The 23,213-nt window shown below is 70.3% G+C and carries 25 protein-coding genes, 1 tRNA gene and 1 pseudogene; 22 read left to right on the top strand and 5 right to left on the bottom strand.

Annotated features, from left to right (window positions below; genetic code table 11):
- Positions 1-424: 424 nt before the first annotated feature.
- The 15 genes from ACFWRV_RS19010 (at position 425) to ACFWRV_RS18940 (ending at position 10,776) form a co-directional block, all read left to right on the top strand.
- Positions 425-703, top strand: a complete 279-nt coding sequence (locus ACFWRV_RS19010) for a DUF6284 family protein (protein ID WP_384335952.1) — start codon at positions 425-427, stop codon at positions 701-703.
- Entirely contained in the window at positions 700-975 is a 276-nt protein-coding gene (locus ACFWRV_RS19005) for a DUF6303 family protein (protein ID WP_384335950.1), read from the top strand. The genes ACFWRV_RS19010 and ACFWRV_RS19005 overlap by 4 nt, the downstream gene beginning before the upstream one ends.
- Positions 972-1,169, top strand: coding sequence for a hypothetical protein (locus tag ACFWRV_RS19000; protein WP_384335948.1), 198 nt, complete (start codon positions 972-974; stop codon positions 1,167-1,169). The genes ACFWRV_RS19005 and ACFWRV_RS19000 overlap by 4 nt, the downstream gene beginning before the upstream one ends.
- Positions 1,166-2,044: a DUF2637 domain-containing protein gene (locus tag ACFWRV_RS18995; RefSeq protein ID WP_384335946.1), complete on the top strand. Its 879-nt coding sequence runs from the start codon at positions 1,166-1,168 to the stop codon at positions 2,042-2,044. The genes ACFWRV_RS19000 and ACFWRV_RS18995 overlap by 4 nt, the downstream gene beginning before the upstream one ends.
- A complete protein-coding gene (locus ACFWRV_RS18990; protein WP_384335944.1) occupies positions 2,044-2,385 on the top strand; it encodes an RRQRL motif-containing zinc-binding protein in 342 nt (113 codons plus the stop codon). Before ACFWRV_RS18995 ends, ACFWRV_RS18990 begins: the two co-directional genes overlap by 1 nt.
- Positions 2,382-2,636, top strand: coding sequence for a hypothetical protein (locus tag ACFWRV_RS18985; RefSeq protein WP_384335942.1), 255 nt, complete (start codon positions 2,382-2,384; stop codon positions 2,634-2,636). The genes ACFWRV_RS18990 and ACFWRV_RS18985 overlap by 4 nt, the downstream gene beginning before the upstream one ends.
- 91 nt (positions 2,637-2,727) lie before the next feature.
- Positions 2,728-3,090 (top strand): DUF6251 family protein, encoded by a 363-nt coding sequence (locus ACFWRV_RS18980; protein WP_384335940.1) that lies wholly within the window; start codon positions 2,728-2,730, stop codon positions 3,088-3,090.
- Positions 3,091-3,107: 17 nt separating this feature from the next.
- A complete protein-coding gene (locus tag ACFWRV_RS18975) occupies positions 3,108-3,296 on the top strand; it encodes a hypothetical protein (protein WP_384335938.1) in 189 nt (62 codons plus the stop codon).
- Between the two features lie 85 nt (positions 3,297-3,381).
- Positions 3,382-3,705: a hypothetical protein gene (locus ACFWRV_RS18970; protein ID WP_384335936.1), complete on the top strand. Its 324-nt coding sequence runs from the start codon at positions 3,382-3,384 to the stop codon at positions 3,703-3,705.
- Between the two features lie 85 nt (positions 3,706-3,790).
- A complete protein-coding gene (locus ACFWRV_RS18965; RefSeq protein ID WP_384335934.1) occupies positions 3,791-5,944 on the top strand; it encodes an FtsK/SpoIIIE domain-containing protein in 2,154 nt (717 codons plus the stop codon).
- Between the two features lie 234 nt (positions 5,945-6,178).
- Positions 6,179-6,445: a hypothetical protein gene (locus tag ACFWRV_RS18960; protein WP_384335932.1), complete on the top strand. Its 267-nt coding sequence runs from the start codon at positions 6,179-6,181 to the stop codon at positions 6,443-6,445.
- Positions 6,446-6,529: 84 nt separating this feature from the next.
- The gene (locus ACFWRV_RS18955; protein ID WP_384335930.1) at positions 6,530-7,384 is read left to right on the top strand and encodes a bifunctional DNA primase/polymerase; all 855 of its coding nucleotides are present in this window, start codon (positions 6,530-6,532) and stop codon (positions 7,382-7,384) included.
- Between the two features lie 3 nt (positions 7,385-7,387).
- Complete coding sequence (locus ACFWRV_RS18950; protein WP_384335928.1) at positions 7,388-8,872, top strand: ATP-binding protein; 1,485 nt, start codon at positions 7,388-7,390, stop codon at positions 8,870-8,872.
- A gap of 525 nt (positions 8,873-9,397) precedes the next feature.
- A complete protein-coding gene (locus ACFWRV_RS18945) occupies positions 9,398-9,592 on the top strand; it encodes an excisionase family DNA-binding protein (RefSeq protein WP_384335926.1) in 195 nt (64 codons plus the stop codon).
- The gene (locus tag ACFWRV_RS18940) at positions 9,592-10,776 is read left to right on the top strand and encodes a tyrosine-type recombinase/integrase (RefSeq protein ID WP_384335924.1); all 1,185 of its coding nucleotides are present in this window, start codon (positions 9,592-9,594) and stop codon (positions 10,774-10,776) included. The genes ACFWRV_RS18945 and ACFWRV_RS18940 overlap by 1 nt, the downstream gene beginning before the upstream one ends.
- 54 nt (positions 10,777-10,830) lie before the next feature.
- On the opposite strand, the gene ACFWRV_RS18935 is transcribed toward ACFWRV_RS18940, so the two are convergent.
- Positions 10,831-10,901 (bottom strand) — tRNA-Gly (locus tag ACFWRV_RS18935).
- Between the two features lie 703 nt (positions 10,902-11,604).
- On the opposite strand from ACFWRV_RS18935, the gene dcd reads away from it, so the two are divergent.
- Together dcd and ACFWRV_RS18925 are read left to right on the top strand one after the other, a co-directional pair.
- On the top strand, positions 11,605-12,180 hold the full coding sequence (gene dcd, locus ACFWRV_RS18930) for a dCTP deaminase (protein WP_383603401.1): 576 nt from the start codon (positions 11,605-11,607) through the stop codon (positions 12,178-12,180).
- 6 nt (positions 12,181-12,186) lie between these two features.
- The gene (locus tag ACFWRV_RS18925) at positions 12,187-12,687 is read left to right on the top strand and encodes a phosphoribosyltransferase (RefSeq protein WP_018514097.1); all 501 of its coding nucleotides are present in this window, start codon (positions 12,187-12,189) and stop codon (positions 12,685-12,687) included.
- Between the two features lie 68 nt (positions 12,688-12,755).
- On the opposite strand, the gene ACFWRV_RS18920 is transcribed toward ACFWRV_RS18925, so the two are convergent.
- The 4 genes from ACFWRV_RS18920 to ACFWRV_RS18905 all read right to left on the bottom strand — a co-directional run bounded on the left by ACFWRV_RS18920 (position 12,756) and on the right by ACFWRV_RS18905 (position 18,514).
- Positions 12,756-13,727, bottom strand: a complete 972-nt coding sequence (locus ACFWRV_RS18920; protein ID WP_384335922.1) for a Yip1 family protein — start codon at positions 13,725-13,727, stop codon at positions 12,756-12,758.
- Between the two features lie 118 nt (positions 13,728-13,845).
- A complete protein-coding gene (locus ACFWRV_RS18915; RefSeq protein WP_384335920.1) occupies positions 13,846-14,997 on the bottom strand; it encodes an FG-GAP repeat domain-containing protein in 1,152 nt (383 codons plus the stop codon).
- Between the two features lie 266 nt (positions 14,998-15,263).
- Positions 15,264-17,531, bottom strand: a complete 2,268-nt coding sequence (locus ACFWRV_RS18910; protein WP_384335918.1) for a heterodisulfide reductase-related iron-sulfur binding cluster — start codon at positions 17,529-17,531, stop codon at positions 15,264-15,266.
- Between the two features lie 104 nt (positions 17,532-17,635).
- Positions 17,636-18,514, bottom strand: a complete 879-nt coding sequence (locus ACFWRV_RS18905) for a sugar transferase (protein ID WP_384336095.1) — start codon at positions 18,512-18,514, stop codon at positions 17,636-17,638.
- Here ACFWRV_RS18905 and ACFWRV_RS18900 point away from each other — a divergent pair.
- The 5 genes and pseudogenes from ACFWRV_RS18900 to ACFWRV_RS18880 form a co-directional block, all read left to right on the top strand.
- Positions 18,398-18,817, top strand: a pseudogene (locus ACFWRV_RS18900) (hypothetical protein); the annotation flags it as partial. The gene ACFWRV_RS18905 and the pseudogene ACFWRV_RS18900 sit on opposite strands and share 117 nt — an antisense overlap.
- Positions 18,818-18,922: 105 nt before the next feature.
- Positions 18,923-20,776 carry a molecular chaperone DnaK gene (dnaK, locus tag ACFWRV_RS18895; protein ID WP_384335916.1) on the top strand — a complete coding sequence of 618 codons (1,854 nt, stop codon included), beginning with the start codon at positions 18,923-18,925 and terminating at the stop codon, positions 20,774-20,776.
- Positions 20,773-21,423: a nucleotide exchange factor GrpE gene (gene grpE, locus ACFWRV_RS18890; protein WP_384335915.1), complete on the top strand. Its 651-nt coding sequence runs from the start codon at positions 20,773-20,775 to the stop codon at positions 21,421-21,423. Before dnaK ends, grpE begins: the two co-directional genes overlap by 4 nt.
- A 96-nt stretch (positions 21,424-21,519) precedes the next feature.
- Entirely contained in the window at positions 21,520-22,710 is a 1,191-nt protein-coding gene (gene dnaJ, locus ACFWRV_RS18885) for a molecular chaperone DnaJ (RefSeq protein WP_384335913.1), read from the top strand.
- Position 22,711: 1 nt separating this feature from the next.
- Positions 22,712-23,155, top strand: coding sequence for a heat shock protein transcriptional repressor HspR (locus ACFWRV_RS18880; RefSeq protein WP_384335911.1), 444 nt, complete (start codon positions 22,712-22,714; stop codon positions 23,153-23,155).
- Positions 23,156-23,213 lie beyond the last annotated feature (58 nt).

Below are 23,213 nucleotides of genomic sequence, written 5' to 3'. Positions count from 1 at the left end.
GTGCACGACCTGAGTGCCCGGAGGGCCCCGGAAGCGGGAGTGAGCCCAAAGGAAGCGTCCGGTCCTTGAGAACTGAACAGTGAACTGATGCGAGGTGAGAGTCCTCGCTCCCGTGACGGCCGGGTGAGTCGTCGGCAGTAGTACGGCGCGTCGGCGCGGTACGCACGATCCTGCGGCCCTGGAGAACACCACGGTGCCACCCGCAGTGAGCTGCCCTGCTGAGCGCCAGGCAGAGAGATGGCGCCCTACTTCCGCAGTTTCCGCTGCGGCCGGTTGCCTCCTCCGCCCGTCCGGCTCGCCTTCGTGGCGGTGTCGTACGGGCGGGGCTGAGGGGAGCCGGTTCCTGGTTCCAACGGCGAGAACCCCCGGAGCGTGAACTCCGGGGGTTCGTGGTGAGCCGTTCCTGTCTGAGAGGAACAGACCCATGAAGAGCATCGCAGCACTTCAGGCCGTTGTTACGGCCAACCCGTTCGACGACGAGCCGACGAACGCCGATCTGGACGCGATCGACCGGGAGCTCCCGGTGATTCTGGCGGAGGTCGCCCTTCTCGACTCGCAGATCATGACCATTGACCGCACCCCGTCCGAGATGGACGAGCGGCGTATCCGCCGGGCCCGCCGGCGGGTGCTGGCCGCCCGCCGGGACCTCACCAACCTCACCGCCGCCGCGACGAACACCACCGTGTCCGGGGGTGCGGCATGACGGTGTACAGCGCGCGGTTGACCAACAACTTCGACGGTGAGTGGGAGCTCTTCGTCGTCACTGACGGACTGAGCCTGAACTGGCCTGAGCACTCGTTCGAGCGGGTGGGCCCGGTGCCCACGGTGCAGGAGCGGGCAGACGTGCTGGCCGCCCTCGGCTTCGCCGTCGCGGACGGTGCCGAGTGGGCGTGGCTGGAGTGCACCACCGGGGTCATGGACCGCGTCGAACTGCTGGCGTCCGTGGACGTCCGGCGGAAGGACGGTGCGTCATGAACGGCACCGACACCGCCGCTGTCCGGCGGGCGCTGCTGGTCGTGTTCGCCGGTATCGCCCTGGCCGTCATCGGTGCCTCGCTCGCCACCGCGACCGGCCGCCCGGTGTGGCGGGCCGTGGCTGCCGCCGGCGCTCTCGCCCAGACCGCCGGATGGGTCCTCGCGCTCCACTACAGCCGGGGTGGTGCGGCATGAATCGCTTCGGTAAGGGTCTGCTGGTTGCCGCTCTGGTCGGTGTGGTGGGGATGGCGTTCCGGGTGTCGTGGAACGCGTTGCGTGATGTCGCCACGGCGACCGGGGCCGATCCCACGGCCGCGACGCTCTATCCGTTCGTCGTGGACGGGCTGATGGCGTTGGCGCTGGTCGCGACGCTGGTCCTGACCGGGGACGCGCGGCGGTTCGCGCTGCGGGTGCTGGCCGCCTACACCTTGGCCTCCCTCGTCCTCAACTACGTCCACGGTGTCGTCCCGGAGCTGCATGACGAGGTGGTCGACTGGGGTCGACTGGCCGACTGGGACCCCGCCAACTGGGCCCTGGTCCTGCTCGCGACGTCGCTGCCGGTCGGGTCGATCTACTTCGGCTCCGACCTCGTTGCCAAGGTCCTGCACCACCAGCCGATCGACCGGCCGGTCGAGTACCCGGCCACCACACCGAATCAGGATGAAGCGGCCGAGACATATGTAAATCAGTCTATGGCTGACCTGGGCGTATCGGTCGCCGCGCCGATCCTTCCCACCCCGGCCGTGGGAGAGCTTCCGGCGGCTGCGGCGGTGTCCCTGGTGAAGCCGACTGATCGGGTTCCGGCCGGTGCGGTGGCCGCCGAGTCGACCCGCCCGCGTCGGGCGACCGGCCGGGTCCCCGAGGTGGCCCGATCGAGTCGACCGGCCCGTACCGCCGAGCAGCTCCTGATCGAGGCCCGTACGGCTACGGCCGACTGGGCCGATCGGGAGCTGACCGCCGAGGGCATCCGCCGGGCGGTCCGGACGTCCCCGGCCAAGGCCCGCGTCCTGCGCGACACCCTGCGTGCCGAGCGCGAGCAGGCGGCCGGCGCGGGTGGGGCGGCGGCCTGATGGCCACCGTCTACCGGTGGCGTCTGGCCCCGGACGGGTTGGCCACTCGCCGTCAGCTTCGAGCGCTGGGGTTGCGGCCGGGTGGTCAGGACGTCGTGGCTGAGGTCCATCGGCCCCGCCGACGTAGGGCCCCGCTGGTCGCCTACCTCTACCGGGTCGACCGGGCCAAGCCCGTGCGCCCCATGACCCCGGCCCGTGCCGCTGCTCTGGCTGCGGCGATGCGGGCCCGCCGCACCTGCCCCAACTGCCGTACGGACGTGGGGTATTGCATCCCGCGTTCGCTCGGCATGTGTGTTCCCTGCCACGACACCCCGCCCGCCTGGAAGGACACCACTTCATGAACGCCGCCGAGTACCGCGCCGCCGCCGAGCGCATCGTCACCAAGGACACGTCGGCCTGGGGCCCCATCAGCCCCGACAACTTCCGCAAGGCCGAGATCCTCGCCCGGCTCGCCGTGTCCGCCTCGATCTCCGAAGCGACCGACACGCGCTCCCGCCGGCACGACGTGAACGCGGACTTCGAGGAAGCCGACGCGGCCGAATACGCCCAGTTCAACGCCGAGATGGACGCAGCCGACCGCGCCACCGGCTGACGCACCACCGCCCCGGATCACGGCGTGAGGCTGCCGGATCGAATCCGGCCCGGGGCACTCCCCGTACCACCCCGCCTATGGAAGGACCCGCGTGGAACAGCACCTGCCCGCCACCCGGCTGCCGTCCGTCGTGCAGCTCCCGGACGGCACCCCCGCCTACACCGACCACCTCCCCGCCACCTACCAGCCCACCAACGTGGTCCCGCAGGTGGTGCACGTCCACCAGGCCCCGCCGGACCGCACCGTTCAGCGTCTCGCGCTCGGCTCCGGCATGGGCGCCGGAGCCGTCGCCGCCGGCGTCTACTTCGGCCCCCTCCTCGTCGGCGTCCTCACCGCCATCGCCGCGAACCTCGCCCTCCTCGCCCTGGTCGCCGCCGTCTGCGCCTGGGGCATGGTCACCGTCGTGAAATCGGTCGGCGGCACCCACGGCAAGACCGGCCGCAAGCGCCGCTGACCCGGAAGGAGATGCCCATGTTCCAGGCAGGCGACCAGGTGCGGATCGTCTCGTGCCAGGACGACCCGCGCGCCGCCGGCAAGACCGGCCGGATCGTGGATGAGAACCCGCCCGGCCCCCTCACCGGGGGCCGCTGGACCGTGCACGCAATCGGGCCGCTGATCGGCCCGGTCCTTTGCCACACCCACGAGTTGCGGCCCGCCTGACGGCTGCCCGCCGCCCCCGAACTCAGCTCTGTGCGGGGGCGGTTGGGGAGCCGGACAGTCCGGCCCCACCTGTGGGAGGTTCACCGTGCACAGCTACACCAAGGCCGAGAACCGCGAGCGCGGCAGGCTGTTCCGCAAGGGCTTCAAGCAGGCGTTCGCGGACAACGTCGACCCCAGGGTCACCGCCCGCATCCACGCCATCGACGCCGCCGCCGCCGAGCGCGGCGCCCGGGAACTGGCCGCGCTGCACGAGGTGCAGGCCACCGCCCGGCAGGAGTTGGCCGCCGCCAAGGCCACCGAGCGCACCGCCCCCCGCACCGACAAGGCGACCGCCCGCCAGGCCCGCAAGGACGCCGAGGAACGCGTACGCCTCGCGGAGCGGGCCATACACCGCGCCGAGCGCACCTGAGCGGGGGCGGCCGGACCCGGCCAAGGAAACCGGCCACCCCCACCACACCCCACCCAAGCCATTGATCAGGAGAGGCACGTTCATCATGACCGAACCCGCCGTCGCGGACCCCGGAATGGGGACCGTGCACCACCTGGACGACCACCGCCCCGCCCCCGGCACCACCGACCCGGTGGCCGCCGACCTCACCAAGCCCACCACCGCGACGGCTCCGCCGGTCGCACCGGCGGGATCGCGGATCGCCCGCACCGGGCGCGCCGTGCGCAGGGTTGCGGTGCACGACCGCACGCGTTCCACCGCCCGGTTCACCGTCCGCCACGGCATGTACGTGGTGGGCGGGGGGCGGATCGTGGCCCGCCGTGCGTGGGAGGGCCGTACCGCCGCCCGGTACGAGCGGATGCTGCGGGCGGCCGAAGCCGCGGGGAACCTCGACCTCGCCACCGAGTGGGAGGAGCGCGGCCAGCGGTTCCGCGCGGCCCGCCACCAGCGGCGCATGGACCTGCTGTCGGTCCCGGTCAAGGCGGCCAAAGGGGCGGCGGCCGGACTCGGCATCACCGCCGGTGGCCTGCTGCTCCTCGGGATCATCCTCGCGGTCGCCAACGAGAACGTTGCCGACGTCGCCACCCCCACCCTGGCGCTGATCGAGCTGATCCGCTGGATCGTCGTCATCATCACCGTGGTGTGGGGGCCGCTGGTCGCCCTCGGACCGTGGGCGGGACTCCTCGCCCTGTGGGGGGTGGGGCGGCACCAGCAGGCCGCACCGCAGTGGGTGCTGCCCGTCCGCTCGGCCGACGCGGGAGCGCCGATCACCCCGTCCGTCGTCGTCACCGCCCTGCGGGATCTGGGAATCGCGCCCTTGCGCAAGGCCGTGAAGGAGATGGGGGACGCGGGGGCCGCGATGCTCGGCCCGATCCGGATCGCCGGGTGCGGGGTCGAGGTGGACGTCACCCTGCCCTCCGGCGTCGCGACCAACGAGGTGCAGGGGCGCCGGCGGAAGCTGGCGGAGAACCTGGCCCGGCACGAGCACGAGGTGTTCATCACGATCCCGCAGGCCGCCCGCACCGTGCGGCTGTGGATCGCCGACAGCGGGGCGCTGGACGAGCCGATCGGCCCGTCCCCGCTCCTGACCGACACCACCCTGACCGCCGACTACACCAAGGGCCGGGCCCCCTGGGGCCAGGACCTGCGCGGCGATGCCGCCCTGATCAGCCTGTACCAGCGCCACATGCTCATCACCGGCCTGTCCAATCAGGGCAAGACCGCCGCCCTGCGAGCTCTGGCCCTGTGGCTCGCCCTGGACCCCCGGGTCGAGTTCCGGGTGGCGGACCTGAAGGGGGTCGGGGACTGGGGCATGTTCGACGGGCTTGCCACCGTACTGATCCAGGGGCCGACCGATGACCACGTCATCGAGGCGACGGAGATGGTGGAAGACCTGGTCGCGGAGATGGAACGCCGCATCCAGGCCCCGCCCGGCACCGTCTTCACGCCGCTGATCGGGATCGTGGACGAAGCGCAGGTGGCGTTCATGTGCCCGGTCGTGGACGGCCGGAAGCGCCCCTACGGCGGGTCCAAGGCCACCGCCCGCTACTTCATGGCCACCAGGAAGATCCACAACCAGGGGCGGGCCGTGGACGTGCTGCTCTACCAGGGCACCCAGGACCCCACCGACCAGAACCTTCCCAAGCTGGTCCGCGAAGGCGCCCACACCCGCGCCTCCCTCGCGCTCGGCACCGAGTCGCAGGCCCGCATGGCGCTCGGTGACAAGGCCGTCGACGGCGGGGCCGCACCGAACCTCCTGCGCCCCGGGCTCGACAAGGGCACCGTCGTGGTCGCCTCCGACGGGATCAAGATCCCCGCCGGACAGGCCGCGATCACCGTGCGGACGCACTACATCAGCACCGACGACGCCGCCGTGGTCGCGGACCGGGCCAAGGCCCTGCGCGACGGCGTCACCACCCTCCACACCGTCGACCACGAAGCCGACCGGGACCCGATCGCGGACATCATGACCGTCCTGGGAGACGCCTCCCGCGTCCTCACCCAGGACGTCCTCAAGCGCCTCGCGGCGCTGAGCGAGGACGCGTACGGGGAGTGGTCGTTCCTCGACCTGAAACGGGTGTTGGACGGCACCGGGGCCGAGCCCTACAAGTCCGACGGCCGCATGACCATCGGCCGCGAGCGGCTCGCCCGCCACCTCACCAACCTCGGCGCGGACGGTTCCGCTTCCGCCGCCGAGTAGCAGGGAGGCGACCCCCGCAGGGTCAGGGAGGCAGGGAGAAGTCCCTACCCCCCTCCCTGACCCCGCCTCCCTGGCCTTGACCAGCACAAATGATCCGCCAGGGAGGCAGGGAGGCACCGCAGGCCAGCCCCCCGAAACCCCCACCGCACGCACCCCGACAAGGGGGTGCCCAAGCCTCCCTGCCACATCGACGGCAGGGATTCCACTTCCACCTCGGCACGAAAGAGCCCCCGCATGCCCCGACTCCGTGTCCAGCTCACCGGCTGGGACCGCCGAACCTTGATCCTGACCGACACCCCCGACCCCGACTGCCCCCGCTGTGACGGCGACGGCGGGTTCGGCTACGACCACGGCGACCACGAAGGGGAGTACGCCGGCACCGAGTGGGAGCCCTGCCTCTGCTGGGACGAAACCCGCCGCTGGACCCTCTTCCGGTTCCCGCGCATCCGTCACCGCCGCCGGGGCGCGCGCGACCCGTGGGGCATCGAACCGCCCTTCTGACATGCGCAAGGGCGGCCCCCGCCTCGCCAAAGTCTGGGGCCGCCCTCGTCTGCCAGCACTTCTCACAGAACTGGAGACACCAGCATGACCCAACCCACCCCCCTCCGGCGAGTACCCGGTCATCTCAGTACCGCCCTGGACTTGGCCGCCCGGGGCGTGCCCGTGCTGCCGCTGCGGGCCGGGAAGGTCCCGTTCGGGAACTGCCCCACCTGTCGGGACAACGCCTGCGGCGGCCGGCCGAACATGAAGACGCCCGGCCCCTGCACCTGCCCCCGCCCCTGCCACGGATGGGCCGCCGCCACCGTCAACCCCGCCGTCATCGATTCGCCCGACTGGGCGACTGCGTGGCGGCAGGCGCAAGCGGTAGCGTTCTGCCCCGGCGAAGCCGGGGTCACCGTCGTCGACCTCGACCACGCAGAAGCCGTCGCGTGGGCCCGCCAAGCCCTCCCCGCCACGCGGACGGTGCCCACGACGCGGGGCGAGCACTGGATCTACCGGGGGGCGATGCTCTCCGCGAACGCGGTCCGCGACGGCGTCGACATCAAGTCGGCCATGGCCTATGCCCGGTGGCTCGGCCCCGGCGCCGGCACCATGACCACCCTGCCCGACACCGTACGGGCGCTGATCGTCAAGAAGCCGGCGCCGGTCCGGCCCGCCACCGCGCCGATGCCTGCTGGGGGCGGGGAGTGCCGACACCGGACCCCCGCCTACCTGGAGCGCGGCATCACCATGGCGGAACAGCACATCACCGCCGCCACGAGCGGCGTGCACACCACGGTGTACCGCACGTTCCTCGCCGTGCTGTCCACGCACGGCCGGTGCGGGTGCCTCACCGACACCCACGCCGCCCGGCTGTTCGCCGCCGCGCAGACCAAGGGCGAAACCGCCCGGCACTGCGTCGACGCGTGGTCCAACGCCCGCACCGCACTGGGGATGTGAGCCATGTCCGAGGACGAGAAGACCCCGGCACGTGAGATCATCAGCGACTACGCGCAGTCCCACTTCCGGTACTTCCGCACCGCAGACGGCACCGTCTACGCCCAGCGCAACGGCCACCCCGTCGCCCGGCCGATCCGCTCCCAGGGCACCACCGGCAGCCACCGGCAGGAACTCATGGTCGGCATGTTCAAGGACGGGGTCGGCGTCTTCAACGGCACCGCGCTCAAGGAAGCGCTGGACCTGATCGAGGCGCTGGCGATGACCGAGACCACCCAGGCCGTGCACATCCGTGTCGCCCCCGGCTTCGACGGAGCCACCTGGCTGGACCTCGGCCGAGCCGACGGGCAGTCCGTCCGTATCCACCCCACCGGGTGGGAGATCACGGTCCCCGACCTGCGTGAGGTGTGCTGGCGGCGCACCCAGCTCACCGGGGAACTCCCCCTGCCCGTCAAGGACACCGAGGGCAAGGGCATCGACCTGCTGATGCGGCTGTGCAACTTCGCCAACGCCGAAACCGAGTGCCTGGCCATCGCCTGGCTGATCGGCTGCCTCGGTCCCGGTGTCCCCGTCCCGGCCCCGTTCCTCACCGGCCCCCAGGGTGCGGGGAAGTCGACCGGGGGGCGGATGCTGGTGCGGATCGTGGAGGGCATGAGCGGGGACCTGCGCCGGGCGCCGAAGGATGAGGAGAACCTGATCGCGGCCGTGGCCGCCGGATGGGTCACCGCCCTGGACAACTTGTCCCACATGACGCCGGACCTGTCCGACGCCATGTGCTGCATCGTCACCGGAGCCGAGTCCGTCAAACGCGCCCTGTTCACCGACGGGGACGTGCACCGGGCCCGCTACCGCCGCCCGCTCCTGCTGACCGGGATCGACGTCGGCGTCATCCGCCCGGACCTCGCTGAACGGCTCCTGCCCCTGCGGCTGGAGCGGCCCACGGTCCGCAGGACCGAAGCGGAGCTGTGGGCGGAATACGAAGAGGTGCTGCCCGTGGTCCTCGGTTCGCTCCTCGATCTCACGGTCAAGGTCCGGGCTGCCGTGGCGGAGACACCGACCGATCTGCGGATGGCGGACTTCGCCCACCTCTGCGCCCAACTCGACGCCGCCACCGGGCTCGGGGCCCTGCCCGCCTACCGGGCGAGCCTGGACGACCTGAACGACGACGTCATCGAGGGCGACCTGTTGGCGCAGACCGTCCTCCAGCACGCCGACACCATGAATCCCGGCGGCGAGCAGCGCATGACGTCCACGGAGTGGCTGAACGCCCTGAGCCGCCTCTACAGCGGCGAGGAGCTCCGCCCCCTGCCTAAAGGGTGGCCGACCACGGGCAAAGTCCTCTCAGACCGCCTCAAGCGCCTGCAACCCACCCTCGCCGCCCGGGGCGTACTCATCGACAGCGGACGCACCAAGACGGGCCGCTACCTCGAAATGATCCGCCCGGCCGCACCCCCGCCCCCCGAGCAGCCGGAGCAAGGGGCAGCGTTCTGAACGTCCCGGCCACCCCCGGGGGACAAGCAAGAGGAGCACCCCGGCACGGGTGCTCCTCTTGCTGTTCGGCGGAACGCCGCCCAAAAGGCGTGCCCGAAGGGCCCCTCACTTCGCCTGAAGAGTCACCACCACTACTACAGACACCCCTGCCTTTTTCCTAAGTAGGGAAGGTCTGCGTCACCTGCGTCACCCGGGACGGAAAACGGCCCCTGATCAGCACAGACAGGGGTGACGCAGACGGCCAATCCTGCGTCACCCCTGCGTCACCCGCGTCACCTCGCGTCATCCGGTGACGCAGGAGGTGACGCACGGGTGACGCACACCCACGAGGCTGCGTCACCCAAAACCGCAGGTCAAAGTCCCGGATGACGCGGGTGACGCGGTGACGCAGAAATCCACACCTCGGACAACCACGCCGCGCACTGAGGACAGGAGTTGGGCGATATGGCCAACCTTGCTCATCCCGGTCGCAGGCTCGCAGTCGTGCCCAGCACGGCCAGGCCCGCGCCACTGGAAGAGACGTACATGAACGTCAAGGCCCTGGCCAAGCTGCTGGGCACCACCGAGCGATTTCCGCGCCGTCTCGTGGCTGAGCGGCGCATCCGCTACCTGAAGGTCGGTGCCCACGTGCGCTTCCCGGCGAGTGCCGTCGAAGAGTTCCTTGCCGCCAACACCGTTGAACCGATCCGGCCCCGTCGCCGCATGAGGAGGGCCGCTTGATGGCCAAGCGCAATAAGAACGTGAAGAAGATGACGATGCGTCGGTTCGGTGCTGTCAGGCAGTACCGTTCCGGCCGCTGGACCGCTTCCTACCTGGACCCGGCGGGGGAGCGCCGCCGGGCGCCCGAGACGTTCGAGACGCAGACCGATGCCGAGATTTGGCTCTCGCAGGTCGAAGCGGACATGACCCGCGACGCGTGGCGGGACCCGGACGCCGGCGCGGTGAACTTCGAGGAGTACGCGACGAAGTGGGTGGTGGAAAGGGGCGTCGCTCCCCTCACGGAGGAGCTGTATAACCGGCTGCTCAGGCTCCATCTCGTCCCCACGTTCGGTGTGTTCGACCTGGACGAGATCACCCCGCCGCGCGTACGGGAGTGGCGGGCGGAGCGGCTGACCGCCACGGGGGCCACGACCGTCGCGAAGTCGTACCGGCTGCTGAAAGCCATCCTGGAGACCGCGACCGACGACGAGCTGATCCGCCGGAACCCGTGCCGTATTCGGGGTGCCGGAAAGGAGGTCTCGCAGTCGGGCCAGGTGGCGGCTGTCGCCCAGGTCGACGCACTCGCGGACGCGATCGGCATCCGGTGGCGCTTGATGGTCTACCTCGGGGCCTACGGCCCCATGAGGCCGGAGGAGCAGGCGGAACTACGGCGCAAGGACGTGGACGTGGACAACGTCACCGTCGTGGTCCGCAAGGCCGCTCCGGAGCTGGCCACGGGCAAGCGGGCCGAGGGGCCGACGAAGTCGGAGGCCGGGAAGCGCGTGGTCGTGCTGCCGGAGTTCCTGCGGAAAGACCTTCAGCGGCACATGGACTGGTACGCGGAGAAGGGGCCGGACGGGCTGCTGTTCGTGGGGGAGAAGGGTAAGCCGTTCCGCCGCTCCACGTTCGGGCGGAAGTGGCGCAAGGCGCGGACCACGGTCGGGCTGCCGGAGAACTTCCGCTTCTACGACCTCCGGCACACCGGCCACACCCTGTCGACGCGGTCGGGCGCGACGCTCAAGGACACGATGGTGCGCGCCGGCCAGTCGACGGAGAAGGCGGCCCTGATCTATCAGCACTCCGACCACGAGCGTCAGAAGGAGGTGGCGGGCGGGCTGGACCGGATGGTGCGAGCGGCCCGCGACAAGGCGCGCGAGGAGCGCGAAAAGGGGTCAGGTGGTGCGGAGGTGGTGCAAGGCGCCTAGGAAGGTCTAGACAACGACGAACCCCCAGGCCGATGACCTGGGGGTTCGTGGAAGAGCGGGTGACGAGAATCGAACTCGCGCTCTGAGCTTGGGAAGCTCATGTTCTACCATTAAACTACACCCGCGAAGCATGCCGATCACCGGCGTTGCATCGTCCCACACTCTACCCCATGTCAGGCCCCCGGCGGACGCGCCGTGGGGCCTTCGCGTTTTGTGTCGCCAGGGCGAAGAGAGGGTGGATGGGGGTGTGATGCGCGGGAGTTGGGGGCGTAGCGTGGGTGGTCGGAGTGCCGCGTGGAGTGGCGTCCCGTTCATCCCCTAATGTGGCTTTCTCGTCCATATGTGGTTGGGGAAGGGACTTGATGGAGTCGATGGAGCGCACCGTCGTCCGCTGTGCCGAAGGGCACGTTTTCGCTACCTCGTCGTTCCCGATGCAGCAGCTCGGGGCCGACAGGATCGGGCCGGGGCGGTTGATCCGGTGCGCCCGGTTGCGGCAGGCCGTTCCGGTGGCGTTCGAGAAGCGGTAGCCGCAGGCAAGCGGTAGCCGCAGGCAAGTGGTAGCCGCAGGCAAGTGGTAGCCGCGGGCGAGCGGGTGGCCCCCGGGCGAGCGGCTGGCCGCGGGCAAGCGGTACCCGCAGGCAGACAGGAGCCAAAGCGAAGCGTTAGCCGCAGGCACGCGGTGGCCGCAGGCACGCGGTAGCCGCAGGCACGCCGTGGCCGCGAGGAAGCGGTAGCCGAGCAGGCATGCGGTGGTTACGGGGAGGCGTGGGGCAGGCGCGCGGGTGGTCCGGTTGGGGCGGGCTCGCGCGTTCTGCGTATCCTCGGGGCGTGCTTCTCTCAGACAAGGACATCCGGGCCGAGATCGACGCCGGCCGAGTCCGTATTGATCCGTACGACCCTTCGATGGTGCAGCCGTCGAGCATCGACGTGCGGCTGGACCGCTACTTCCGGGTGTTCGAGAACCACCGGTACCCCCACATCGACCCGGCGGTCGAACAGCCCGACCTGACGCGCACCGTCGAGCCGGAGGGCGACGAGGCGTTCATCCTGCACCCCGGGGAGTTCGTGCTGGCGTCCACGTACGAGGTGATCTCGCTCCCCGACGACCTGGCCTCGCGGCTGGAGGGCAAGAGTTCGCTCGGGCGGCTCGGTCTGGTGACGCACTCGACGGCCGGGTTCATCGACCCCGGGTTCTCCGGGCACGTGACCCTGGAGCTGTCGAACCTCGCGACGCTGCCCATAAAGCTCTGGCCGGGGATGAAGATCGGGCAGCTGTGCCTGTTCAAGCTCAGCTCGTCCTCCGAGTTCCCGTACGGCTCCGAGCGGTACGAGTCGCGGTACCAGGGGCAGCGGGGGCCGACGGCCTCGCGGTCGTTCCAGAACTTCCATCGGACCCAGGTGTGATCAATCATGGCTAGTGACGTGCGGGAAAACCTCACCTACGAGGGCTTCGGGCGGGCGGTGCGCGAGTTGGCGCAGGCCGTCGCCGACGACGGGTACGAGCCCGATGTGGTGCTGAGCATCGCCCGCGGTGGGGTCTTCGTCGCCGGCGGACTCGCCTACGCGCTCGACTGCAAGAACATCCACCTGGTGAATGTGGAGTTCTACACCGGGGTCGGGACCACGCTGGAGATGCCGGTCATGCTGGCGCCCGTGCCCAACGCGATCGACTTCTCCGACAAGAAGGTCCTGATCGCCGACGACGTCGCCGACACCGGTAAGACGCTCAAGCTCGTCCACGACTTCTGCGTCGACCATGTCGCTGAGGTCCGCAGCGCCGTGATCTACGAGAAGTCCCACTCCCTCGTGAAGTGCGAGTACGTGTGGAAGAAGACCGATCAGTGGATCAACTTCCCGTGGAGTGTGGAGAAGCCCGTCGTGCGGCGGGACGGGCAGGTTCTCGACGCTTAGGCAGCGGCGTACGCGAAAGGCCCCGGAGTGCGTTTCTTCCGCGCTCCGGGGCCTTCTCGTGCGGTCTCTCAGATCGTGCCCAGCTTGATGATCGACAGCAGCGCGATCAGCTGGATCGCCGACGCTCCCAGCGCCTTCGGCCACGGCAGGTCGTGCGACTTGCTGACCATCGACGTGAACAGCGCACCGGCCGCCAGCCAGGTCAGCCAGCCCACGATCTGGACCAGGGAGTTCTCGCCGCCCAGGAAGAGGGCGAAGAGCAGGCGCGGGGCGTCGGTCATCGACATGATCAGCATCGACAGGCCCACCGTCGGCTGCCACGAGCCCGTGCCGCCGAGCTGGCGGGCCAGGGTGTGGGTCACCGCGCCGAGGACCAGGCCGCCGATGACGAAGCCGACGCCGGTGAACAGGACGTACGGGATGGCCGTCGAGATCGTCGCGTTGATCGCTTCTTCGCGCGCCTGGTCGAAGCCGAACAGCGCGAGCAGGCCGTAGAGGAACGTGACGACCAGCGCCGGGCCCCAGACCGGATAGTCCCGCATCTGCCAGAACGTCGGACCCGGCCGCATCACGATGCCGCTCAGCAGCTCCTTCCAGCGCAGGCGCGGGCCCGTCGGCGGGGCGGGGGCGGAACCGGCGCGGTAGGTGTTGCCGTCGCCGTAGGGGTCCTCGTCGACGCGGAAGGCCTGCGTGTGGCCCGGGTTGTTGGCGTACGGGTCGTGGGGCGCGGGGTCCGCGTACGGGTCACCGAAGTACTCCGGTTCGCCGTGGCCCCCGCCCTGGCCGTGCTGGCCGCCCTGCCCGTGTCCGCCCTGGCCGCCTTGGCCGTGCGGGGCGTAGCCGCCGGTGTTGTACGGGGCGCCCTGCGGGGGCCCGTACGGCGGTGGGGCCGCGCCGTTGCCGGGGCCTCCTGCCGTCGGCCACGGCTGAGCACCGTACGGCGGCTGTGGTTCCTGCCTTCCGTACGGCTGCTGCCGCTGCTGCTGCGGTTGTTGCGGGGTGCGGTTGTCCCGGCCGCGTCCGATCCTGAATCCAGCCACCCGTCGAACGTACCTGGTCCCCGGGGGTCGGGAGTGGGGGCAGGGGGAACCCGCCCGCCATTGCTGCCGAGCTGTGACATCCCCTAGGGGCCGCAGCCCGCGCTCCGGGAGGGGGAGTTCAGGGGAGGAACAGCGCCGTGGAGAAGGTGACGAGGGGCTCCTTCGTGTTACCCGCCGGGTAGAGCGCGATCAGGTCCTGCCGCTCGCCCCGGTACGTCCGCACCACCGTGTCCGGCTTCTTGTCGCCGTCGTGGTCGCCGTGGTCCAGGAGGGCGGTGCGGGTGGCGCCCGTCGTCTTCAGGGGTGCGCTGGGGAGCTTCTCCGCCGCGAACGCGTACGTGCTGCCCGGCCCCGTCGGGCCCTTCGCGGAGCCCAGGAGGAGGGTGCCCCGGCCCGCCTGTCCGGGGGCGTGCGGGCGGGCGGCGGCGACGAGGTCGTCGTAACCGTCCCGGTCGGTGTCGGCCCGGGGTTCGGGGGCGTAGAGGTACGGTCCGCCGTCGGGCAGCAGGTCCGCGCTGCGCGGGGCTCCGGCGCGGGTGAAGGGGCCGTGCAGGAAGGTGACCTGGCCGGCGCCCGCGGTGACCGCGAGGTCGGCCCTGCCGTCGCCGTCGAAGTCGCCGCAGACCGGCTGCTCGGGCCAGTCGTTGCCGAACCTGGCCTTCTGCGGGATGCGTACGGTGACCGCCTTGCCGGTGAGGCCGGCCGGGGAGCCGAAGAGGATCTGGAGGGGTACGGGCGGGGCGCCGATGCCGTTGTACGGGGGGTCGGTGGAGACGATCAGGTCGGTGAAGCCGTCCCGGTCCAGGTCGCAGGCCGACTCGGCGTCGAGCGCGGCGGGCAGGGTGTCGCCGGACTTCGCCGCGTTCGCCCGGGCGCTCAGCAGGTGCCGGGCGGCCGGGTCCAGGGGGCGGTCGCGGTCGTCGGAGCCGTACACGATGCCGATGCCCGCGTCGTCGCCGTGGCTGTCCTCGGGGGCCTTCACCAGGTCGTCGACGACCAGGTCGCGTTGGCCGTCGCCGTTGAAGTCGTACGGGACGCGGCTGCCGGCGCCGCGGGGTACGGGGATGCGCGCCGTGTCCGCCTGGGCCTGTGCCTCCGGTGGGGTGTCGCCGTTCTTGCCGCCGGACGCGGAGGAGGACGACGGCCCGTCGGCGGCCGAGGGGCTCCCGCAGCCGGTGAGGACGAGCAGCAGGCCGGCGCAGCCCGCGGCGAGGGCAGCCGTCGCCCTGGTGGTGACCGCTGCCTTCGGGTGCGTGATGCGTGGGCGCACGGGGCCTCGTTCGTCGTTCGTCCGTTGTTCGCCGGCGTCTGCCGAAGGGCGTGGTTCGGCGTGGTTCCCGACCCGCTGCGGGTCTTCTCCGGGGCACATGATGCTCCAGATGCGTCGTCGCGTACATGTCCCAGTTCACCTGCGGTGGCGGTCACGCCCCGGGCGGCGCGGGACGGGACGGGAGGGGACGCGACGACCCGCGCACGGAAAAGCGGCCGGTCCTGCCCCCGAGGCAGGTCCGGCCGCTCATCGCGCTGATGCTTACGTCACTGTGCCGGTTCCGGCTCCGGTGCGTCCACCTGCTCCGGCTCGCCGGTCGGGTCGATGGGCGTCTTCACGGACTCCAGGAGGAGCTGCGAGACGTCCACGACCTGGATGGACTCCTTGGCCTGGCCGTCGTTCTTCTTGCCGTTGACCGAGTCGGTCAGCATGACGAGGCAGAACGGGCAGGCGGTGGAGACGATGTCCGGGTTGAGGGCGAGGGCTTCGTCGACGCGCTCGTTGTTGACGCGCTTGCCGATCCGCTCCTCCATCCACATCCGGGCACCACCGGCGCCACAGCAGAAGCCGCGCTCCTTGTGGCGGTGCATCTCCTCGTTCCGCAGACCCGGGACCTTCGCGATGATCTCGCGCGGCGGGGTGTAGATCTTGTTGTGACGGCCCAGGTAGCACGGGTCGTGGTACGTGATCAGGCCCTCGACCGGGGTCACCGGGATCAGCTTGCCCTCGTCGATGAGGTGCTGGAGCAGCTGGGTGTGGTGGATGACCTCGTACTCGCCGCCGAGCTGCGGGTACTCGTTCGCGATCGTGTTGAAGCAGTGCGGGCAGGTCGCGACGATCTTCTTCGACGACTTGGGCTTCTTCGTCTCCGGCTCGTCATCGTCCTCGCCGTACGCCATGTTCAGCATGGCCACGTTCTCCTGGCCGAGCTGCTGGAAGAGCGGCTCGTTGCCCAGGCGGCGGGCGGAGTCACCCGTGCACTTCTCGTCGCCGCCCATGATCGCGAACTTGACGCCCGCGATGTGCAGCAGCTCCGCGAAGGCCTTGGTGGTCTTCTTGGCCCGGTCCTCCAGGGCGCCCGCGCAGCCGACCCAGTACAGGTAGTCGACCTCGGTGAGGTCCTCGACGTCCTTCCCGACGATCGGGACCTCGAAGTCGACCTCCTTGGTCCACTCGACGCGCGCCTTCTTGGCCAGCCCCCAAGGGTTGCCCTTCTTCTCCAGGTTCTTGAGCATCGTGCCCGCCTCGGACGGGAACGCGGACTCGATCATCACCTGGTAGCGGCGCATGTCGACGATGTGGTCGATGTGCTCGATGTCGACCGGGCACTGCTCGACGCAGGCGCCGCAGGTGGTGCAGGACCACAGGACGTCCGGGTCGATGACGCCGTTCTCCTCGGCGGTGCCGATCAGCGGGCGCTCGGCCTCGGCGAGGGCGGCCGCGGGAACGTCCTTGAGCTGCTCCTCGGTGGCCTTCTCCTCGCCCTCCATGGTCTTGCCGCCGCCGGCGAGCAGGTACGGCGCCTTGGCGTGCGCGTGGTCGCGCAGCGACATGATCAGGAGCTTCGGCGAGAGCGGCTTGCCGGTGTTCCACGCGGGGCACTGCGACTGGCAGCGGCCGCACTCGGTGCAGGTGGAGAAGTCGAGGATGCCCTTCCAGGAGAACTGCTCGACCTGGGAGACGCCGAAGGTGTCGTCCTCGCCCGGGTCCTCGAAGTCGATCTCCTTGCCGCCCGACGTCATCGGCTGGAGCGCGCCGAGCGCGACATCGCCGTCGGCGTTCCGCTTGAACCAGATGTTCGGGAAGCCGAGGAAGCGGTGCCAGGCGACGCCCATGTTCGTGTTCAGCCCGACCGTGATCGCCCAGATCATCGTCGTACCGAGCTTGATCATCGCGGCCAGGTAGACCAGGTTCTGCAGCGTCTCGACGCTCAGCCCCTTGAAGGCCAGGACGAGGGGGTACGAGGCGAAGTACGCGGGCCCGTAGCCGTCCACGTGGTGCAGCGCGCCCTCCAGGCCGCGGAGCACCATGATCGCGGCGCCGATGATCAGGATGACCGCCTCGACGAAGTACGCCTGGCCCATCTTCGAGCCCGTGAACCGCGACTTGCGGCCGGCCCGCGAGGGCAGGTTCAGCTGGCGGATCGCGATCAGGACGAGGATGCCGAGGGTCGTGCCGAGCGCGATGAACTCGATGTAGACCTCGTACGGCAGGAAGGTGCCGATGTACGGCAGCACCCAGTCGGCCTTGAACAGCTGGCCGTACGCCGTGACGATCGTCAGGCCCAGGGTCAGGAAGCCGACCGCGACGAACCAGTGGGCGACGCCCACGATTCCCCAGCGGTTCATGCGGGTATGGCCGACGAACTCCTTGATCAAGGTGATCGTCCGCTGCTTGGGGTCGTCGGTGCGGCTGCCTGCCGGTACCGCCTGTCCGAGACGGACGAAGCGGTAGATCTGCGCGACGGCTCGGGCGACGAGCGCAACGCCGACGACCGTCAGCACCAGCGACACGATGATCGCGGCGAGTTGCATGAGTGGGGCTCCTCGGGCCTGCGAGAGCGGGATCCAGTGGGTTACGTGATACTGCCCGCTACTACTAAGCAGTAACTTAATTAGTCTGTGCTGACACTATCCACTTAGTCCACCCTCCTACAGGCGGGCGGGCGGTGATCTGTGTCGCTCAGGTGTGCCTTGGTTCGGCGCGCCCTCGGGAGCGCCGTACGCAGGTGGTCGCGTACGGCTTCCGTCAGAATCGCCAGGTCGAGCACCACTCCATGGTGCTCTGCGTAGTGCTGGTCCAGCAGAGCGGGGTCGTCCCACGGCATGCCGGAGCGGGCGCGTACCTGCGCCAGACCGGTCAGGCCCGGCCGCAGTTCCTGCCGCCACTGCCGCGCGCCGGTCCCGGAGGCCCGTGGGTCGCCCGGGGCCAGGGGGGCGGGGCCGACCAGGGACAGGTCGCCCCGTACGACCTGGGGGAGCCGGGAGAGCAGGTCCAGGCGGAAGCGTCGTGTGCGCAGAGTGCGCAGTTCGAAGACCCGGCCGCCCAGGCCGGTCCGGGGCCGGCGGTCCCAGGCGCCGCCCGGGGTACGCCTCGCGGTCAGGGCGAGGGCCGCGACGGCGACGGCGGGGGCGGTCAGGAGCAGCAGGGCGGTGCCGAGGGTCAGGTCGAGGACCCGTTCGGCCGGTGCGCGCGGAACGAAGCGGTCCGCCAGGTGCCCGGCCCGGTCGGTGAGCCCGGCCAGGCGGGCGGCGGGGCGGGAGGGGAAGTGGCCCCTGGCCGTGCCTGTCACGGTCCTGTGCGGGTACGGGTGCGGATGCCGCGCGTGCGGGTGCGGGCCGGGTGATTCCGTCGCGTACGGCTCCGGGGCGCGCGGCTCCGTCGCGTACGGCTCCGGGGCGCGCGGCTCCGTCACGTACGGCTCCGGGGCGCGCGGCTCCGTCACGTACGGCTCCGGGGCGCATGGCTCCGAGCGGGGCTGGGGCGGCTGCGCTGGCTGGAGTGGCTGGGCCTTCAGGGTCTTGAGGGCCTTCTGTGTCTTCTGGTGCGTCTGCTTCTGGTGGGTCTTCTGTGTCTTCTGGATTTTCTGCCGTACGCGCCGCTTCCTCGCGTTCTGCATCGCGCCCGCCCGGGGTTCGAGGTTCGATGGGTGACGATCCACGCTGAAACCTGCCGGTCGGTGACGGTTGCAGCCATCTCACGGCAATTTGTGACAGAACGATCCCACGGTGGGACCGTGGGGCGGGTGGTGTGCGAGGGGTGTGGCGTGCGTCGGTGCGGTGGTGTGGCGGGCGTACCAGCGCAGATGTGGTCCGCATAAGCACTTAAGTTGAGCGTGCCCGACTCAGGTCTGTTGACTCACGGGTCGGCGTCATGCATTCTTGAGTCAGATCCACTCAAGTAGTCAGTTGTTGGAGGAATTGAAATGGCACGTGCGGTCGGCATCGACCTGGGCACGACTAACTCCGTCGTCAGCGTTCTCGAAGGCGGCGAGCCCACCGTCATCACCAACGCCGAAGGCGCCAGGACCACGCCGTCCGTCGTCGCCTTCGCCAAGAACGGCGAGGTGCTCGTCGGCGAGGTCGCGAAGCGCCAGGCGGTCACCAACGTCGACAGGACCATCCGCTCCGTCAAGCGCCACATGGGCACTGACTGGAAGATCGACCTGGACGGCAAGAGCTTCAACCCGCAGCAGATGAGCGCGTTCATCCTGCAGAAGCTGAAGCGCGACGCCGAGTCCTACCTGGGCGAGAAGGTGACCGACGCGGTCATCACCGTCCCGGCGTACTTCAACGACTCCGAGCGTCAGGCGACCAAGGAGGCCGGTGAGATCGCGGGCCTCAACGTCCTGCGCATCGTCAACGAGCCGACCGCCGCCGCCCTGGCGTACGGCCTCGACAAGGACGACCAGACGATCCTCGTCTTCGACCTCGGTGGCGGCACCTTCGACGTGTCCCTCCTGGAGATCGGCGACGGCGTCGTCGAGGTGAAGGCCACCAACGGTGACAACCACCTCGGTGGTGACGACTGGGACCAGCGCGTCGTCGACTACCTGGTGAAGCAGTTCGCCAACGGGCACGGCGTGGACCTGTCCAAGGACAAGATGGCTCTCCAGCGTCTCCGCGAGGCCGCGGAGAAGGCGAAGATCGAGCTCTCGTCCTCGACCGAGACCACGATCAACCTGCCCTACATCACGGCGTCCGCCGAGGGCCCGCTGCACCTGGACGAGAAGCTCACGCGCTCGCAGTTCCAGCAGCTGACCTCGGACCTCCTGGACCGCTGCAAGACCCCGTTCCACAACGTCATCAAGGACGCGGGCATCCAGCTCTCCGAGATCGACCACGTCGTTCTCGTCGGGGGTTCCACCCGTATGCCGGCCGTCGCCGAGCTCGTCAAGGAGCTGACCGGTGGCCAGGACGCCAACAAGGGTGTGAACCCGGACGAGGTCGTCGCCATCGGCGCCTCGCTCCAGGCCGGTGTCCTCAAGGGCGAGGTCAAGGACGTCCTGCTCCTCGACGTCACCCCGCTGTCCCTCGGCATCGAGACCAAGGGAGGGATCATGACCAAGCTCATCGAGCGCAACACCACGATCCCGACCAAGCGTTCCGAGATCTTCACGACGGCCGAGGACAACCAGCCGTCCGTGCAGATCCAGGTCTACCAGGGCGAGCGCGAGATCGCGGCGTACAACAAGAAGCTCGGGATGTTCGAGCTGACCGGTCTGCCGCCGGCCCCGCGCGGTGTGCCGCAGATCGAGGTCGCCTTCGACATCGACGCCAACGGCATCATGCACGTCGCCGCCAAGGACCTCGGCACCGGCAAGGAGCAGAAGATGACCGTCACCGGCGGCTCCTCGCTGCCGAAGGACGAGGTCAACCGGATGCGCGAAGAGGCCGAGAAGTACGCGGAGGAGGACCACGCCCGCCGCGAGGCCGCCGAGTCGCGCAACCAGGGCGAGCAGCTCGTCTACCAGACGGAGAAGTTCCTCAAGGACAACGAGGACAAGGTCCCCGCCGACGTCAAGACGGAGGTGGAGACTGCGGTCGAGGAGCTGAAGGAGAAGCTCAAGGGCGAGGACTCCGCCGAGATCCGTACGGCCACCGAGAAGGTCGCGGCCGTCTCCCAGAAGCTGGGCCAGGCGATGTACGCCAACGCCCAGGCCGAGGGGGCGACCCCGGGCGCCGAGGCCCCGGGCGAGGGCCAGGCCAAGGCCGATGACGATGTCGTCGACGCCGAGATCGTGGACGACGAGAAGGACACCAAGGGCGGTGCGGCGTGACCGAGGAGACTCCGGGCTTCGAGGAGAAGCCCGACGTCCCCTCCGGCGCCACCCCTGATGACGCCGAGCCGAAGGCCGCCGACCCCTCCGAGGAGGAGGCGGCGGCCCCGGCCGGGGACACCGACGCGACCGTCGGTCTGACCGCACAGCTGGACCAGGTACGCACCGCGCTCGGCGAGCGCACCGCGGACCTCCAGCGGCTCCAGGCCGAGTACCAGAACTACCGCCGCCGCGTCGAGCGGGACCGGGTCACGGTCAAGGAGATCGCCGTCGCGAACCTCCTGTCCGAGCTGCTGCCCGTCCTCGACGACGTCGGCCGCGCGCGGGAACACGGCGAGCTGGTCGGCGGCTTCAAGTCGGTGGCCGAGTCGCTGGAGACCACCGTCGCGAAGCTGGGCCTCCAGCAGTTCGGCAAGGAGGGCGAGCCCTTCGACCCGACGATCCACGAGGCCCTGATGCACAGCTACGCGCCGGACGTCACCGAGACGACCTGCGTGGCGATCCTGCAGCCGGGGTATCGCATCGGCGAGCGCACCATCCGCCCCGCGCGGGTGGCCGTCGCCGAGCCGCAGCCGGGCGCCACGCCCGCCGCGGCCAAGGAAGAGAAGGCAGACGACGAGGAGAGCGGTGGCACCGAGGAGGTCTGACGTCGACCCGTCTGATCACCACGGTGCACACCGACCGGCCCGGCGGCCGGCCCACGGGCCGGCCGCTCGGCCGATCGTCCGGAAGGAGGGACGTCGATGAGCACGAAGGACTTCGTCGAGAAGGACTACTACAAGGTCCTCGGCGTCCCCAAGGACGCCACCGACGCCGAGGTCAAGAAGGCGTACCGGAAGCTCGCCCGCGAGTTCCACCCGGACGCCAACAAGAACGACGCCAAGGCGGAGGAGCGCTTCAAGGAGATCTCCGAGGCGAACGACGTCCTCGGTGACCCCAAGAAGCGCAAGGAGTACGACGAGGCGCGCGCCCTCTTCGGCAACGGCGGCTTCCGTGCCGGTCCCGGTGGTGCGGGCGGCAACTTCAACTTCGACCTGGGCGACCTCTTCGGCGGGGGCGCCCCGGGCGGCGGGCAGGGCGGCGCGGGCGGCGGCTTCGGCGGCGGGGGCGGTCTCGGCGACGTCTTCGGCGGGCTGTTCAACCGCGGCGGCGCGGGCACCCGCGTCCAGCCGAAGCGCGGCCAGGACATCGAGTCCGAGGTGACGCTCAGCTTCACCGAGGCGGTCGACGGGGCCACGGTCCCGCTGCGGATGTCCAGCCAGGCGCCCTGCAAGGCGTGTTCCGGCACCGGCGACAAGAACGGCACCCCCCGGGTCTGCCCGACCTGCGTCGGCACCGGCCAGGTCTCGCGCGGCAGCGGCGGCGGCTTCTCGCTCACCGACCCCTGTGTGGACTGCAAGGGCCGGGGCCTCATCGCCCAGGACCCCTGTGACGTCTGCAAGGGCAGCGGCCGGGCGAAGTCGGCGCGCACCATGCAGGTGCGGATCCCGGCGGGCGTCTCCGACGGCCAGCGGATCCGGCTGCGCGGCAAGGGCGGCGCGGGCGAACGCGGCGGCCCGGCCGGGGATCTGTACGTCGTCGTCCACGTCGACGCCCACCCGGTCTTCGGCCGCAAGGGCGACAATCTCACGGTCACCGTGCCCGTCACGTATCCCGAGGCGACGCTCGGCGGCGACATCAAGGTCCCCACCCTCGGCGGCCCCCCGGTCACCCTGAAGCTCCCCGCCGGCACCCCCAACGGGCGTACGATGCGCGCCCGGGGCAAGGGCGCGGTGCGCAAGGACGGCACCCGCGGCGACCTGTTGGTCACCGTGGAGGTCGCGGTCCCCAGGGACCTGGGCCAGGAGGCCAGGGACGCCCTGGAGGCCTACCGGAAGGCGACCGCGGACGAGGACCCGCGGGCGGAACTGTTCCAGGCCGCGAAGGGAGCTTGAGATGGACGGCCGTCGACGCAATCCGTACCAGCTGACCGATGAGACACCGGTGTACGTGATCTCGATCGCGGCCCAGCTCTCGGGCCTGCACCCGCAGACGCTGCGCCAGTACGACCGTCTCGGCCTGGTCTCCCCGGACCGTACGGCCGGGCGCGGCCGGCGCTACTCGGCCCGCGACATCGAGCTGCTGCGCACGGTGCAGCAGCTGTCGCAGGACGAGGGCATCAACCTCGCGGGCATCAAGCGGATCATCGAGCTGGAGAACCAGGTGACCGCGCTCCAGCAGCGTGTCGCCGAGCTCTCGGCGGCGGTGGACGGCGCGGCGGTCGCCATGCAGCAGCGCGAGGCCCAGGTGCACGCCTCGTACCGCCGGGACCTGGTGCCGTACCAGGACGTGCAGCAGACCAGTGCGCTGGTGGTCTGGCGGCCGAAGCCGAAGCAGTAGCTCCGGGCGGGCTGTCCGTACGAAGACGGCCGGGGCGGAAGAACACCACGTGTTCTTC

Source organism: Streptomyces sp. NPDC058576 (genome assembly GCF_042718715.1).
In the GTDB taxonomy this organism is placed as follows: domain Bacteria; phylum Actinomycetota; class Actinomycetes; order Streptomycetales; family Streptomycetaceae; genus Streptomyces.
The sequence above is the reverse complement of the archived record's forward strand: the minus strand, read 5'-3'. Positions and strand labels throughout refer to the sequence as shown.